General features: G+C 42.4%; 12 protein-coding genes and 1 pseudogene. 3 read left to right on the forward strand and 10 right to left on the reverse strand.

Translation table 11 applies throughout. The annotated features are described in order from the left end of the window. Positions 1 to 19: 19 nt before the first annotated feature. The 10 genes and pseudogenes from SSV_RS06440 to SSV_RS06490 all read right to left on the reverse strand — a co-directional run bounded on the left by SSV_RS06440 (position 20) and on the right by SSV_RS06490 (position 9,605). Positions 20 to 551, reverse strand: a pseudogene (locus tag SSV_RS06440) (NUDIX domain-containing protein). Position 552: 1 nt separating this feature from the next. After that, positions 553 to 1,647: an NAD(P)/FAD-dependent oxidoreductase gene (locus SSV_RS06445; RefSeq protein WP_072074150.1), complete on the reverse strand. Its 1,095-nt coding sequence runs from the start codon at positions 1,645 to 1,647 to the stop codon at positions 553 to 555. Positions 1,648 to 1,658: 11 nt separating this feature from the next. Continuing rightward, complete coding sequence (locus tag SSV_RS06450) at positions 1,659 to 2,456, reverse strand: Nif3-like dinuclear metal center hexameric protein (protein ID WP_072074151.1); 798 nt, start codon at positions 2,454 to 2,456, stop codon at positions 1,659 to 1,661. Continuing rightward, positions 2,443 to 3,132 carry a tRNA (adenine(22)-N(1))-methyltransferase gene (locus SSV_RS06455; protein WP_072074152.1) on the reverse strand — a complete coding sequence of 230 codons (690 nt, stop codon included), beginning with the start codon at positions 3,130 to 3,132 and terminating at the stop codon, positions 2,443 to 2,445. Before SSV_RS06455 ends, SSV_RS06450 begins: the two co-directional genes overlap by 14 nt. A 141-nt stretch (positions 3,133 to 3,273) precedes the next feature. Beyond that, positions 3,274 to 4,062: a glutathione-dependent disulfide-bond oxidoreductase gene (yghU, locus tag SSV_RS06460; RefSeq protein WP_072074153.1), complete on the reverse strand. Its 789-nt coding sequence runs from the start codon at positions 4,060 to 4,062 to the stop codon at positions 3,274 to 3,276. 67 nt (positions 4,063 to 4,129) lie between these two features. Continuing rightward, positions 4,130 to 4,810 (reverse strand): DnaD domain-containing protein, encoded by a 681-nt coding sequence (locus SSV_RS06465; protein WP_002897343.1) that lies wholly within the window; start codon positions 4,808 to 4,810, stop codon positions 4,130 to 4,132. Between the two features lie 8 nt (positions 4,811 to 4,818). Beyond that, positions 4,819 to 5,760 carry a homoserine O-acetyltransferase MetA gene (gene metA, locus SSV_RS06470; RefSeq protein ID WP_072074154.1) on the reverse strand — a complete coding sequence of 314 codons (942 nt, stop codon included), beginning with the start codon at positions 5,758 to 5,760 and terminating at the stop codon, positions 4,819 to 4,821. A gap of 147 nt (positions 5,761 to 5,907) precedes the next feature. Next, positions 5,908 to 6,420 (reverse strand): adenine phosphoribosyltransferase, encoded by a 513-nt coding sequence (locus SSV_RS06475; RefSeq protein ID WP_002897341.1) that lies wholly within the window; start codon positions 6,418 to 6,420, stop codon positions 5,908 to 5,910. Positions 6,421 to 6,695: 275 nt separating this feature from the next. Beyond that, a complete protein-coding gene (gene recJ, locus SSV_RS06485) occupies positions 6,696 to 8,909 on the reverse strand; it encodes a single-stranded-DNA-specific exonuclease RecJ (protein ID WP_072074155.1) in 2,214 nt (737 codons plus the stop codon). Positions 8,910 to 9,014: 105 nt separating this feature from the next. Then, the gene (locus tag SSV_RS06490) at positions 9,015 to 9,605 is read right to left on the reverse strand and encodes an HD domain-containing protein (RefSeq protein ID WP_072074156.1); all 591 of its coding nucleotides are present in this window, start codon (positions 9,603 to 9,605) and stop codon (positions 9,015 to 9,017) included. 156 nt (positions 9,606 to 9,761) lie between these two features. Here SSV_RS06490 and SSV_RS06495 point away from each other — a divergent pair, with 156 nt between their 5' ends. From SSV_RS06495 to SSV_RS06505, 3 genes are all read left to right on the forward strand, one after another. After that, complete coding sequence (locus SSV_RS06495) at positions 9,762 to 10,898, forward strand: phosphoribosyltransferase domain-containing protein (protein ID WP_072074157.1); 1,137 nt, start codon at positions 9,762 to 9,764, stop codon at positions 10,896 to 10,898. Positions 10,899 to 10,909: 11 nt separating this feature from the next. Further along, positions 10,910 to 12,001 (forward strand): cysteine protease StiP family protein, encoded by a 1,092-nt coding sequence (locus SSV_RS06500; RefSeq protein WP_072074158.1) that lies wholly within the window; start codon positions 10,910 to 10,912, stop codon positions 11,999 to 12,001. A gap of 188 nt (positions 12,002 to 12,189) precedes the next feature. Further along, the gene (locus SSV_RS06505) at positions 12,190 to 13,758 is read left to right on the forward strand and encodes a YceG family protein (protein WP_072074159.1); all 1,569 of its coding nucleotides are present in this window, start codon (positions 12,190 to 12,192) and stop codon (positions 13,756 to 13,758) included. Positions 13,759 to 13,771: the final 13 nt, after the last annotated feature.

The raw sequence follows: 13,771 nt of genomic DNA on the forward strand, positions 1-13,771 counted from the left end.
TTCTCCTTATCCTCTGAAATCAATCATACAAAATCGTCTTGGTTTCTTCGATACAGTGTTTTTCCTCATTCCAGTAATGAATCCGCTCAAAAGAGCCTTTCCGCCAGTAGAGAGGCAAACGTTCACGTATGTCGTCCTGCATATCTATTTGGTCAAGTTCCGAAATCTTCCACCATTTGGGCTCCCCTTCATGATCGTTTCCCCTGACTTGCCCCTCAAAGGCAGTACAAAGAAAATCGTAATACACATACCGTTCTTTTTTACTCGGATTAGTGAAACCTGAAATCCCTTTCAATTCCAAGTTTAGAGCAGTCAGCCCTGTTTCTTCTTTTAATTCGCGCCTTGCAGCTTCGAAAAAAGATTCTGGAAACTCTTACGAAGGTAAAAAGCTAAGCTTTTTCTATCCCCAACCTTCACCAGTCTATCCCCAGACTGGTGAAGCCGCCTGGTTGTATCCACCCTTTAAAGTTATCATGCCGGCGATTAAGCAGTAGGATTTCTTCATCTTTTTTTACACAAATATTGACCCAATTCAAAATAGTTTCTGTCATATCAAACCTTCTCCACATACCGCTCAATAGGATAGTCAGCTGGATTCAGCAGCCCCGCTTCTCCCATAGCCATCTGAGCCAATTGGCGTCCAATAAGCGGGCCAGTTGTCAGACCAGAAGAGCCTAATCCGCTGGCAGCGTAGACATGCGGTAAGTCTGGCACAGCTCCAAAGAAAGGAGCAAAGTCGCTGGTATAAGCCCGTATTCCCACGCGCTCGCCTAGAATCTCTGCTTTAGACAGCCTTGGCAAGTAAGTTTCCGCTTCTCGCTGCAACTGATTCAATACCGTCTTATCGACCGTCAAATCAAATCCCTGATTATTTTCATGGCTGGCCCCGACACCAACCTTGCCTGCCAGAAAGGGAATGATATCCAGCTCGCCCTCAGGCATAACAACAGGGTAGTCATCTGTCTGCTCAGCCAGCTTAAAATCACGTAGCTGTCCTTTTTGCGGCCGAACATCTGTCTTATAGCCCAGTGGCTGCAAGATTTCTCCCAGCCAAGCCCCCACAGCCAAGACAACACAGTCAAAGCTACAACCATCCACCAGAAGTTGCTCTCTTTCTACTGTCAAGTTTACCTTTTTCTCAACCAACTCTGCCTTGCTGGCTTTCAGAAGCCTCTCCGTCAAGAGTGCTCCCTCCACACGAGCACCGCCGGAAGCATAGAGAAGTCGCTCAAAGCCTAGTAAGTCTGGAAATTTCTCCTGGGCTTCCTGACGGCTAAGAAGACTCAAGTCCCCTATTAAGGGCGACTCTTCCCGACGATTAGAAGCCAAATCATAAAGCTCCTGCAGCTTGCTCTCATCCTTTTTCAGCAGATAAACACCTGTCTGTTGGTAAAAGTCTGTCTGGATTCCAGCCGCTTTCAGATCCGCAATCAAGACCTGATAAAAATCAGCGCCCAAACGCGCCATCCTATACCAAACCTTGTTGCGACGCTTGGAAAACCAAGGACTGATAATGCCAGCGGCTGCCTTGGTTGCCTGCCCCTTACCGTCATCAAAGACAGTCACTTCCACATCTGGGGATTTTGAAAGATAGTAAGCGGCTGTTGATCCGACAATTCCAGCACCAATTACTGCTACTTTTTTCATGTCGCTCCCTCTCAAATATGTCGGAAAGGATTGGTCCAAGCCTGACTAGCCAGAATCTCGATCTCCCAGCCTTCTTCTGCCTTCCAAGTATCAAGCTTTTCTTTTAATTTTTCCGCAAATAGAACCTCGATATGATGTCCAGGATCCAGCGCTAAAAGACCTTCTGTCAGCATCTCCTGAGCTGTATGATAGTAAATATCACCTGTTATGTAGACCTGCGCTCCCTTGGCAATGGCCTCTGGATAAAAGGACTGACCGCTGCCACCACAAATAGCCACACGCTCAATCACGCGTTCAAAATCCGCTTCTTCATAAGTGACCAGACGCAAACAATCTAGTCCAAAACTTGCCTTGACCTTAGCCGCAAAGTCCCCAAAGGTCTGAGGAGCAATCTTCCCTATACGACCAATGCCCTGCTCTGGACCGGTCTGACTAAGGAAACTTGTTTCCTCAATCTCCAGAAGCTGGCAGAACCAATCATTGAGCCCGTCCTCCACAACATCAATATTGGTATGACTGACATAGACAGCAATATCATGCTTGATGAGGTCTAAAATCATCTGATTTCGCGCCTTATCTGCCACTAGGTCCTTGAGCGGGCGAAAAATAGGCGCATGCTTAACGATAATCAATCCAGCACCTGCCTCAATAGCCTCCGCCACCGTCTGCTCGCGAATATCTAGCGCTACTAGGACCTTGTCCACTTCTTTGTCCAAAGTTCCGATTTGCAAGCCTGAAATGTCACCCTCCATGGACAGTTCTTGCGGGCAGTAGGCTTCATAACGAGCGATGATTTCACTTGCTAGCATGGAGTACCTCCTTGATACTTTCAATTTTTTGAGACATAGCAGAGCGTTCTAGCTGATTCTTTTCTGGGATATGGGCTAGAGCTCCTTCAAGTTTCTTCAGTTCTTTTTGCCATCTTAACTGAAAAGCAGGTGACTGTTGCTTCATCAGAAAAGGCCCAAAGCGCTTTTCTTGCTCTGTCAAAGTTTGCTGGCCTGCTTCTGCAACCAGGATTTCGTAAAACTTACCAGCCTCTTCTAGGATATCCTCAGCTAGCAAGCGAAAGCCCTTAGACACCAGCCAGCTGCGGAGCTCATCCTCTCGGTTATTGGGTTGCAAAATCAAACGGGAAATAGACCCCAGCTTAGCTCTGCCATTTTCCAAAATCTCTGAAATCAAGCGACCACCCATGCCAGCTATAACGATGGTGTCAATCTGATCTTCCGCTTCAAAAGCCTCCAGACCATTGGCCAATCGAACCTCAATCTGCTCCGTCAGTCCATGCTCTGCCACATTTTTCTGGGCAGACCGAAAAGGCCCCTCTACCACTTCTCCGGCCAGAGCCTTCTCAATCCGTCCTTGCTGAATCAGGTAAATAGGCAGATAGGCGTGATCGCTCCCAACATCCAGCAACTTTGCCCCATTCGGCACAAAAGCAGCTACTCGCTCCAAGCGTTGGGAAATAGTCTTTTTTTGCATTGCTTACTCTTTTCTAAACATTCTTCTATTCAGTATATCATTTTTAAGGGTTTAAAAAAAGCAGCGGAGGAAAAATCAGCCTGTTGATAAACTGATTTTGTCTCGCCACTTGATGATGGGAAGTTCCTCCCCATCAAATGTTTATTTGATTTCCTGATACTCGGCAGCTAAACCTCGCTGGACTGCCGGACGAGCCACAATCTTCTCCGCCCAAGCAGATAGGTGTTTGTAGGAGGTGGCATCCAAGAACTCAGCTGCGCCTGGATAGAGCTTATCCTGCACTAACTGCCCATACCAAGACCAGATAGCAATATCAGCAATACTGTAGTCATCTCCTGCGATATAAGCTTTCTTGGCTAATTCTTTATCTAATAAATCCAGCTGTCGCTTGGCTTCCATCGTAAAGCGATTAATCGGGTATTCTAGCTTTTCGGGAGCGTAGTTAAAGAAATGACCAAATCCGCCACCCAAGAAGGGCGCCGCGCCTGTCTGCCAGAAGAGCCAGTTGAGCACCTCAGTTCGACCAGCCAAATCTGACGGAATCAGCTTTCCGAACTTCTCTGCTAGATAGAGTAGGATATTTGCTGATTCAAATACAGGAATCGGCTTATGACCTGACTGATCCAACAAGGCCGGAATCTTAGAGTTGGGATTGATTTTCACAAAATCTGAGCCAAACTGGTCGCCATCCATGATGCTGATCTTATAGAGGTCATAGGCTGACTCTGTCACCCCTGCTGCCAGCAGTTCCTCCAGCATAATCGTCACCTTGACCCCATTTGGAGTTCCAAGCGAATACAGCTGAAAAGGCTCTTTCCCGACAGGAAGCTTCTGCTCAAAGCGAGCGCCAGCAGTAGGCTGATTGATACCTGAAAATTTTCCTTGATCGCTGTCCGCAGCAGACCAGACTTTTGGTAATTGATAGGTCATACTTTTCTCCTTTTTTATAAAACCAAGGGCCTGTCATATCTAACAGGCCACTGCAAATCTAATAAAGTCAGTCCTTCCACAAATTCATGGCATTGAGGAAATCATCTGAAACTGTCACATTTTGAGGATTGGCTGCTTCACGTTCTTCCCGTTTGGCTTCTACCTGAGCAAGCGTAGTGATGCCTTCTTTACGCCAATTGCGCAAGATAGCCTGAATATACTTCCAGTTGGCCTTGCCATTAAACACAGCCTCACGAAGGGCAGCCTTGACCAAGTCAGGATTGGTTTTATCGTCTTGAACAGTCTTAGTCAAGTCCTCAATTTCAAAAGGTGTCAAGAGACGGCCCAGCTCCTGCTGGAAGGTCTCCACCAAGTCTTTTAAAACATTCTGTGGCGCCTTTGCCACAGTCTGCGGACCACTTTTGGCTGCCAGCAGTTCATCCAGCTTTTCCAAAGCCGGTGAAGCATCAAAGATAACCTCTGTCTCTCCATTGAGCTCAATGGTTTTATACTGCAAGAGACCTTTCTCCGTCAGATGGGACATAGAGCGATTGACTTCTGACAGGGTCTTACCAATATGCTCCGCAATCTGACTAGGCGCCAGCTCTTCCAGAGAAGTTGTATTTTGCAGATAGAAAAACTGCCAGACCAAAAAATCATCGCTGGAATCAAAGATATCTTTAAAATGTAAAAGAAGGGCACTCGGGATTACAAGATTACCCGATTTAAAAGCTGATAAATAAGTCATGTCACCTCTTATAGATAAGCAAAAAACGATATATCATTTTCAGGACTTTCCCAGTCAAAAGGCGTCTCCTGATAGACAGCATAATTGACCCAATTGCTGAAAAAGAGTGCTGCGGCCGAACTCCAACGCAAGGCCGGTGTCGCATGGACATCATCGTTTTTGAAATAATTCTCTGGAATGTGTGGGTTCTTCCCTGCCTTCAAATCGCGGAAATATTCCTTAGATAAAGTATCGCGGTCGTATTCCATGTGACCGAAGCTATATACTTCTCGCAAGTCTCGGCTAGCCAACACAGAGAGGCCCGTATCCTCTCCATACGAAAGAATTTCCAGATTGGTCAGATTGACAATATCTTCCTTCAGAACTTCGGTATGACGGGAATGCGGCGTATAAAACTCATCGTCAAAGCCACGGAAAAGTAGATTACTGCTGTCAGCTGACTGGCTATAGACACCCGATAATTTGCGCGTCATCTGCTGCTTGTCCACGCCGTAGCGAGCATAAAGTCCAGCCTGAGCTCCCCAACAGATATGCAGAGTCGAAAAGACATGGGTCTTGGACCATTCAATCACCTGCTGGAACTCTTCCCAGTAGTCGACCGCTTCAAAAGGCAGATGCTCTACCGGTGCACCAGTGATAATCAAGCCATCAAAATAGCGATTTTCAACCTCATCAAAAGTCTTATAGAAAGTCTCCATATGCTCTGCACGTGTCGTTTTAGACTGATGAGAGCTCATGTAGAGGAAGTCAATAGTCAACTGCAGCGGAGTATTAGCCAAGTGGCGCAGTATCTGAGTCTCCGTTACCATTTTCTGGGGCATGAGATTGAGTACCAAAATATTCAGAGGTCGGATATCCTGATGGTCCGCCCTGTCGTCATCCATGACAAAGATATTCTCAGAATTTAAAATGTCAACAGCTGGCAGTTTCTTATCAATCTTAATTGGCATAAAAATATCTCCTTCAATCGTTAGAAAGGCTTGGAAATACTTTTCCAGCCTATCATTTGTTTATCCAATGTACTTTCATTATACTGAAAGGAGATATAGTTTTCAATTATACTTTTTCTCTAACTAGATATAGCTAGAAACTATGTATTAATAGTGCATCAGAACCTTATAGTCGTAATCGCCGATAACTTCGCGACCCTTGAGCTCATCCAGCTCAATAAGGAAGGCACAGCCGGCTACCACACCGCCAAGGCGCTCAATCATCTCAATCGTCGCCTTCACTGTTCCACCAGTCGCAAGGAGATCATCTACGATTAGAACGCGCTGACCTGGCTTGATAGCATCGGCATGCATAGTCAAAGTATCTACACCGTACTCTTTTTCATAGTCAGCTGAGATAACCTCACGAGGAAGCTTACCAGGCTTACGGACTGGAGCAAAGCCGATTCCTAACTCAAAGGCAACTGGACAGCCCACGATAAAGCCACGAGCTTCCGGTCCAACAATCATGTCAATCTTCTTGTCTGTCGCATACTGAACAATCTCACGAACAGCGTAGCTATAAGCATTTCCATCTGCCATCAATGGGCTGATATCACGGAATGTCACGCCCTCCTTTGGATAATTTTCGATTGTTGCAATATAGTCTTTTAAATTCATTATATACTTTCTTTCAAAAAAATTTTTTACTCTCTATTATATCACTTTTTCATCCAAATGGTAACAGAAAACTTACTTTTTAAGGGGATAGATTATTTAATTTAAAAGAGTATGTCTCATTCATTTATAGACCACCGTATTGAGGCTGGGATTGAGTTGGTTATTCTTTATAATCACGTCTTCTACTAGCTCCAAGAACGAAACTTATTTTTCCCTAAAAGGCTGAGCCATAGGTCCAAGCCATTCACTTTTTAACGGGATTACCTGCACAATTTTCAGTCCGATGACATCAAATAATCATAAATCTCCTGCACGGTGCCCAGTGCCATGAGTTCTTGTTCTTTTACTAGACGCTTGAGGTCTTGGTAAATGTGACTGCTGTCAATTTCTTTCTTTTCAGCTTCCTTATTGACCGTCATGACGCCTTCTGTGATGCTGACAAAGCCCAGTTCTTCAAAAATCTGAATCATTTTGACCAAGAGAATCGGGTCAATCTTCAGGTAAGCTGCCAGATCCTTGAGCTTATAGCGTACATCAAACTCGGGGAACTGATAGATAGTCTTGTAGAGTTTGGCAAATTGCTCACGGTTGCCAAAACCTGTCAGATAGTAAGGTTTAGCAATCTCATTCTTAAAGTAAATCGCTTCGAAATCCTGAGACTGAAGAACCTTCTTCAAGACCTGCAAATCATCAGGCAGGTCATAAACTACAACTGCTCTGCTATTTGTCAAATCCGGCAATTCCTCTGTGAAACGCAAGACAGGAACCTTGTCAGGCAGCGCCGCATTTTTGCTGCGGATATTGAAAAGCTGAACGCCGTCCACACGGGCATCTACCAGCATGAGCTGGAGACTGGTCTGTCCATTCCATTTATTGACAGAGAGGCTGACAGCTAGCTCTAGATTCTTGGTCTGGGCAAACTCTGTCGCCAGGCTTCCTTGCCCAAAAGCTACTACTTCAAAAGTAGCATCTCCCTGAGAAATTTTCAGCTTGAGATGGCTATTGCCAGCCCCCATAGTCCGAGCATTGTCCACTTTAAAGTCCTTGAGGTAAAAAAGCGGCTTCTTATTGTCCATACCAAAAGGCGCAAGTTTTTCAAAGCTTTTGAGCGTATCCAGGGTCAGTTCCGGCAGATGCAGCTCCTCATCTAAATACAGGGCTGTTTTGCCAGTCAAATCCAAATCATTGTCTAAGATGTAAGCTGTCAAGATGTCAGCAAGTTCTGCCAGCTTGTCTGCTTCGAGAGTCATTCCAGCTGCTCCAGCATGGCCGCCAAAGGCTACAAAGAGATCACGATGACTGTCCAAGGCCTCAAAAATATTGACTGCTTCAATACTGCGGGCGCTGCCCTTAGCAATGCCATCCTCAATATTAAGCACTATGACTGGCTGGTGCAGCTCTTCCAGCAAGCGCCCAGCGACAATCCCTAGCACACCGGGATTCCAACCTTCCTTAGCCAAGACCTGCACTGGTCTCTTAGGGTCCAGCATGGTTTGTGCTTCTTCATAAATCTGCTGGACGATTTCCTTGCGCTCGTCATTTTTCTGGTTGATCATAAGCGCAATGTCACGAGCTTCTTCGTCGTCAAAGCCTGTCAAAAGCTCAACCGCTGGATTTGGATCATCCAGCCGTCCTAAAGCATTGAGTCGGGGAGCAAGCTGGAAGCCAACTGTTTCTTCGTCCAGTTCGTCAGGCTGAATACCAGCGATTTTGAAGAGTTCCTGAAGTCCTACTCGCTGGGTATTTTTGAGGACGGAAAGGCCATATTTGATCAAAATCCGATTTTCTCCCGTCAGACTGACCATATCGGCAATGGTACCAATAGCAACTAAGTCCAAAAGTTCGACTTGGACTTCTTCCAGCAGTGCTGTTGCCAACTTAAAAGCCACTCCACAACCAGCTAGATGCTTGAAAGGATAATCCGCTCCGCTATGTTCCGGATGGACAATCGCATAGGCGTCTGGCAGCTCCTCAGGCATAGAGTGGTGATCCGTCACGATGACATCCACGCCCAAAGACTGGGCCAGCTCGATAGCTTCAAGTCCCGCCACTCCATTATCCACTGTAATAATGAGCGAGATGCCTTGATTTTCAATAAAATACTTGTAAACACTGCTATTAGGACCATAGCCGTCCGTAAAGCGATTGGGCAGATAAACCTGACACTCAGCCCCCAGTTGCTCCAAGGCTTCCTTGACAATAGATGCCGAGGTCATCCCATCAGCATCATAATCACCATAGATCAAAATCTGTTCGTAATCCTCAATCGCTGAGCGAATGCGCTCCACTGCCCGCTCCATATCATGCAGATCATAAGGGTCGTGAAGCTGGTCTAAACTAGGCTCCAAAAATTCCTGTAAAGCCTCCTCAGTCTGCACACCTCTTTGGTAAAGGAGACTAGCAGCAGTTGGTTCTAATCCCGCCTTTTTTAAAAATTTTTCGTCTGTAAAATTAGTGGCAAACTGCCAATCATATTTTGAGCTAATCATGATAAGTGAAACACTTTCTCCGTTCAATCTTGTCTGAATATTATAACATGAAAAGACTGGTTCAACCAGTCTCAAACTTCTTATCTTCGAGCAAGGTTCTCAGCCTCACTCATCTAGGTAAAGCCCCTTAGCAACGCTTTGGTCAATAACTTCCTGAGCTAATCCCCAAAGACTTTCAGAGGTTTCTTGAATAAAGGATTTCTTTGCGATGACCTGCGACTTGGTCAGGCCATGAGGGTTGTCATGGGGCTGAGCAACTTCCAAGTGATTGAGCAAGGGAACCAGAGCGTCCAGCACTCGTGCATATTTAGCCTCTATGCTAATCCCAGTCTCAAATTCCTGCCAAAGCTTTAGAAAGGAATCCTGCTGATCTGACGGTAGCTTGTTCAAACTGATTTTCAAGGACTCCAACTCTCTATCGTATGAATCGCTCTTACCCACGTCGTCAAAGATAAAGGTATCACCAGCATATATTTCGCCCAAATCATGAATCAGTAACATAGACATGACCTTTTCCAGATTAACTTCTTCAGGGATATATTCTTGAAAGACTAGCGCCATGAGCGCACCCTGCCAACTATGTTCAGCAGAATTCTCAAAACGATAGGCATCCAAGGTACGATTATTGCGATGAGTGGCTTTCAGCTTTTCCAGCTCATTGGTAAAAGCCAACTGCTGCTGTAGACGTTCAAGCATGTGAAACTCCTTTGAAATGTTTTTATTATTATACCATAATTACTCCAATAAAATTGTTGTAAGTTGTTTGAAGTATTAAAGTGACAGTTGAGCTAATTAGTGCTATACTAAGACAATAAAGGTTAATTAATCGTAAACTTTGAAAGGAATTAAGTAATGACCTATCTTTTAAAAGTAGAAGATTTCATTGATATAGAAGAAAATAAGAGTTCTTTCGATATCAATGATATGGTTGCTATTTGTAAACGGAGAAATAATCCCAATCGAGACTATTTATTTGTTAATAAATATCAAGCTAAACATTATCCTGTTAAAGCCCATAACACGCTACAGCTATTTTCCGAACTCTATCAAGAAATAAAAAGACAAATTCCTTCTGACAAGCGTATTTTAGTTGTTGGTTTTTCTGAGACGGCTACTGGAATCGCCCAGGCAATCATGCATATGGCCTTGGAAAATAAAGATTTGAAAACTGTCTTTTATTTACAGACTACTCGAGAAAGCATTAATACAGATATCCAAAATATCTCTTTCGAAGAAGAGCATTCACATGCAAGCACACAAAAATTATATTACCGTTCAGATATTCCTAACTATGATACTGTCTTATTTATCGAAGATGAAATAACAACAGGAAATACAATTGTTAACTTTATTGAAAAATTTCAAAAAATTAAAGATGGTATTTCTTTTGCAGCTGCTTCTATATTAAACTGGCAAAATACAAAGAATCGTAAGATTTTTCAAGAAAAAGGAATCAAAAGAATATGCCTAGTCAGTGGTCAAATGAGAGCTAATACTCCTCTCATAGATCTGAAAGAAACAACACTGGAAAAACCAAAACTAACTTCAGACGTTCACTATCATTTAGCTGACAACCTCAATCCTCGAACAGGTCTCACTAAAGAAGAGTTTTTAGTCTTCCAAGAAACTGCTCTAAATCGATTGACTTCGCAAGTCTCTCGGAAATCTAAAGAAGAAACAATAGCTGTCATTGGAACTGAGGAAAACATGTGGTTACCAATTAGACTAGCCCAAGAACTTGACGCAGAGGTTCGCTCCACTACAAGAAGTCCTATTTCCCTCTCCAGTGAAGACAACTATCTTTTCCATAACGGCTTAGCTTTGGCCAGTGCTTACGAAACTAATAGAATGACTTTCCTTTACGATATTGAACGTCATTATGACCAAATTATCATCGTCTATGAGGTTATGACTGATGCATTTCGAGCAACTCTTCAAAATAAACTGCAGCCCTTTAGTAAGCAAACACTAATTTTTGTTAAACAATAAGAAAGGCTTTTATGAATTTAGTAAAAACTAGTTACCCTGAATCCGATGTAACCATCCTCTTACAAGATGTGCGTGGAAAGGTTCCTGTATTAGACACTGCCGAAAGAGAAAAGTTAAATCAACAGGGCGTTCATTATTCCGAAATGCTACCTCTAGAATATGCCCCAACAGAGCGCTATATGAAAATCTATCAAGAAAGCCTCGCAACTCTTTCTTTTGAGACTGCTAACGCTATAGCAAGTCTTTCTGAAAAGATTTTTAATAAAAAAGGAGAAAATCTTGTTTTAGTTTCCTTAGCAAGGGCAGGGACTCCTATAGGTATTCTAATAAAAAGGTACCTTCACTATAAATATCAGCTTGATGTGCCGCATTATAGTATTTCTATCATTCGAGGTAAAGGGATTGACATAGCTGCCATGAATATTATAGCCAACAAGCACCATCCTAAAGATATTCAATTTGTGGATGGTTGGGTTGGAAAAGGAGCAATAAATACCGTCCTGGAAGAAGCCTGCCAGAGGTTAGCAGAGGAAAACAAACTCTTTTCCGAACTAGATCCTACTCTAGCTGTACTCAGTGATCCAGCTTCGGTAACACCGCTTTATGGTACACGTCAGGACTTTTTAATCCCTAGCGCTTGCTTAAATGCTACTGTCAGCGGCCTCGTCAGCAGGACAGTCAAATTAAAAGAAATGAGCGATGACGAGCTTCACGGAGCTGTTTATTATGCAGAAAACGAAGCTTACGACCATTCATTGGAATTCTTAGATAAAGTGCAATCCTATTTTGACCAAGTTCAATTAGATTATTTCAATCCTTCACAAGAAGAGCTCAATGAGGATTTCAAAGGATTGGACGAAGTTAAGAAAATCGCCCAATACTACAACATTAGTGATATCAATAAAATAAAACCAGGAGTTGGTGAGACAACTAGAGTTCTGCTTAGGCGCCTTCCAGACAGGGTGTTAATTAGAGAAAAGGCTAATCAAAAATACCTTAAACATATCCTTCAATTGTGTGAAGAAAAACAGATCCCAATCGAATATGTCAACCTACAGAAATATAATGTTTGTGGCATTATAAAGGAAGTCGCTGATTTATAGTTTATCTCTTGACAAAGACCATTTTATAAATATACAATGGTATCTATAAAGTAGGGGAGAGCAGACTTTAATAAGCTATCTCCAGTGATTTAGGAGGTACAAAGCAAACCATCTGCACTCTTCGTTTAACTTTTATACAAAGAAGACAAAAGATGTGACATTATAATCGTAGAAAGCAGGTATATTTCATGTCGACCAGTCTGCAAAATCTGCCCTTTGAACTTTGGCGTTCAATCACAGAACGAAAAGGAATACAAGCCACTTTCGCTCCTGTTTTTACACGATATATCGGGGTTGAAAATCAAAGTAAATATGATAGTGTATTAAAAACTATTTTGGTAAAAGCTCAAGAGGATTCAACTCACACTATTTACTTTGATGGCCAAATCCCAATGGATGCAGATTTTGATTTCATTAACAGCATAAAAAACGAGCTTGCTTCAATGGAAGTTAGTCAAATAGCCAGTCAGGATATTACACTCTTTGAAGATGCAGAGCTCAATCATCAATTTCTGATTGCTCTTGAATATATAACAAACCTTGCTATTCGTCAGGAAAATTTCCTGAATAACAGCGTGAGAAATAATTTTATATGTAAAATGCTACTCTATGCATACTTACATATTTTTAGCTTATCCTATCAAGATAGAGATTACCTTACAAACAAGTGCATCTACTATGGTAGTATTTCAAAACACGATATATATTTCCTGCTGTTACTTAATCGCTTTGGATTTGATGTCATTTATATCAATCCACTAAAAGATGATGAAAATTTTGCTCAAGTTGACTCTGATCAAATCAGTACTGTCCATAAAAACACTCAAATCCTACCTATCCAAAGTTGGGCAGAAAGAGCTAAAAATGGACAAATTATAGAGGAAAATCGTTCAATTACACTGGATATAGAAACACAAATTGAAGAACAGTTATTTACAAATTCTGGCATTTATAGGCCTTGGCAGTTCCGAAATGGAACGACAAGCCCCATTTTTTTCAATTCAACTTTAATTGATGTAGAACAAAATTGGAACGCACCCGCAAAAGTTCGGAACGGATTTAAGACTGTTGAGAAAACAGTCTATGTCCCACATTTCTTTTTTGAAATAGAGGGAGAATATAATCCAATTGACAAGTACGCCCATTTGGTCAATATCTGTTCTTCGTCTGACAGTACGCTCGTTTTAACATCCAATGGTGATGAACTGATTACTCATGAAATAAATGATTCCGATAAGTATCAGCTTATGTTTTGTCAACTCAGTAATGGAAGTTTTGATATTGAGGAGATTATGAAGCTCCCATTCTATCGCTATGCTCCTTATAACGATGAAACAGAAAAATTCATTCTCAATAAGATTAACGAAACCATTGCTGATACTCGACTGTTCAAACAGCCATTGACAGTATCCAAAGAAGAAATATTAAACTTTGCACTGTTGATTTTACAGTTGGATAAAAGAGTAATACGACTCATAGATAGCTTTGATTTTACTGGCTTTATACCCAAGATTGTCTTTTTCTTGGAAGGCGAAACTCAGTTATCAAAAAATACGTGCTATGTCCTTGCCTATCTTGGAAAAATTGGTTTTGACATCATCATTTTTTCACCTGCTGGCTTATCTGATCTGAACTCTTACATTAATGCAGAGTACTTTAACACTGTCAGGTTAGATGTTATAAACTATGAGCAAAGTTTTCAAGCTATTCAACGAAAGCTGAAAAAACAAAATTTCTTCAGTAAACTTTTTAATTAAAGAAAGGAAAACA

This window comes from Streptococcus sanguinis (genome assembly GCF_001078705.1).
Lineage (GTDB): Bacteria > Bacillota > Bacilli > Lactobacillales > Streptococcaceae > Streptococcus > Streptococcus sanguinis_D.

What these genes read in the sequence shown, in the direction of transcription:
- recJ (WP_072074155.1), bottom strand. Translation starts at nt 8,909, where the DNA reads ATGATTAGCTCAAAATATGATTGGCAGTTTGCCACTAATTTTACAGAC.
- yghU (WP_072074153.1), bottom strand. Translation starts at nt 4,062, where the DNA reads ATGACCTATCAATTACCAAAAGTCTGGTCTGCTGCGGACAGCGATCAA.
- SSV_RS06490 (WP_072074156.1), bottom strand. Translation starts at nt 9,605, where the DNA reads ATGCTTGAACGTCTACAGCAGCAGTTGGCTTTTACCAATGAGCTGGAA.
- SSV_RS06445 (WP_072074150.1), bottom strand. Translation starts at nt 1,647, where the DNA reads ATGAAAAAAGTAGCAGTAATTGGTGCTGGAATTGTCGGATCAACAGCC.
- metA (WP_072074154.1), bottom strand. Translation starts at nt 5,760, where the DNA reads ATGCCAATTAAGATTGATAAGAAACTGCCAGCTGTTGACATTTTAAAT.
- SSV_RS06455 (WP_072074152.1), bottom strand. Translation starts at nt 3,132, where the DNA reads ATGCAAAAAAAGACTATTTCCCAACGCTTGGAGCGAGTAGCTGCTTTT.
- SSV_RS06500 (WP_072074158.1), top strand. Translation starts at nt 10,910, where the DNA reads ATGAATTTAGTAAAAACTAGTTACCCTGAATCCGATGTAACCATCCTC.
- SSV_RS06450 (WP_072074151.1), bottom strand. Translation starts at nt 2,456, where the DNA reads ATGCTAGCAAGTGAAATCATCGCTCGTTATGAAGCCTACTGCCCGCAA.
- SSV_RS06505 (WP_072074159.1), top strand. Translation starts at nt 12,190, where the DNA reads ATGTCGACCAGTCTGCAAAATCTGCCCTTTGAACTTTGGCGTTCAATC.
- SSV_RS06495 (WP_072074157.1), top strand. Translation starts at nt 9,762, where the DNA reads ATGACCTATCTTTTAAAAGTAGAAGATTTCATTGATATAGAAGAAAAT.
- SSV_RS06475 (WP_002897341.1), bottom strand. Translation starts at nt 6,420, where the DNA reads ATGAATTTAAAAGACTATATTGCAACAATCGAAAATTATCCAAAGGAG.
- SSV_RS06465 (WP_002897343.1), bottom strand. Translation starts at nt 4,810, where the DNA reads ATGACTTATTTATCAGCTTTTAAATCGGGTAATCTTGTAATCCCGAGT.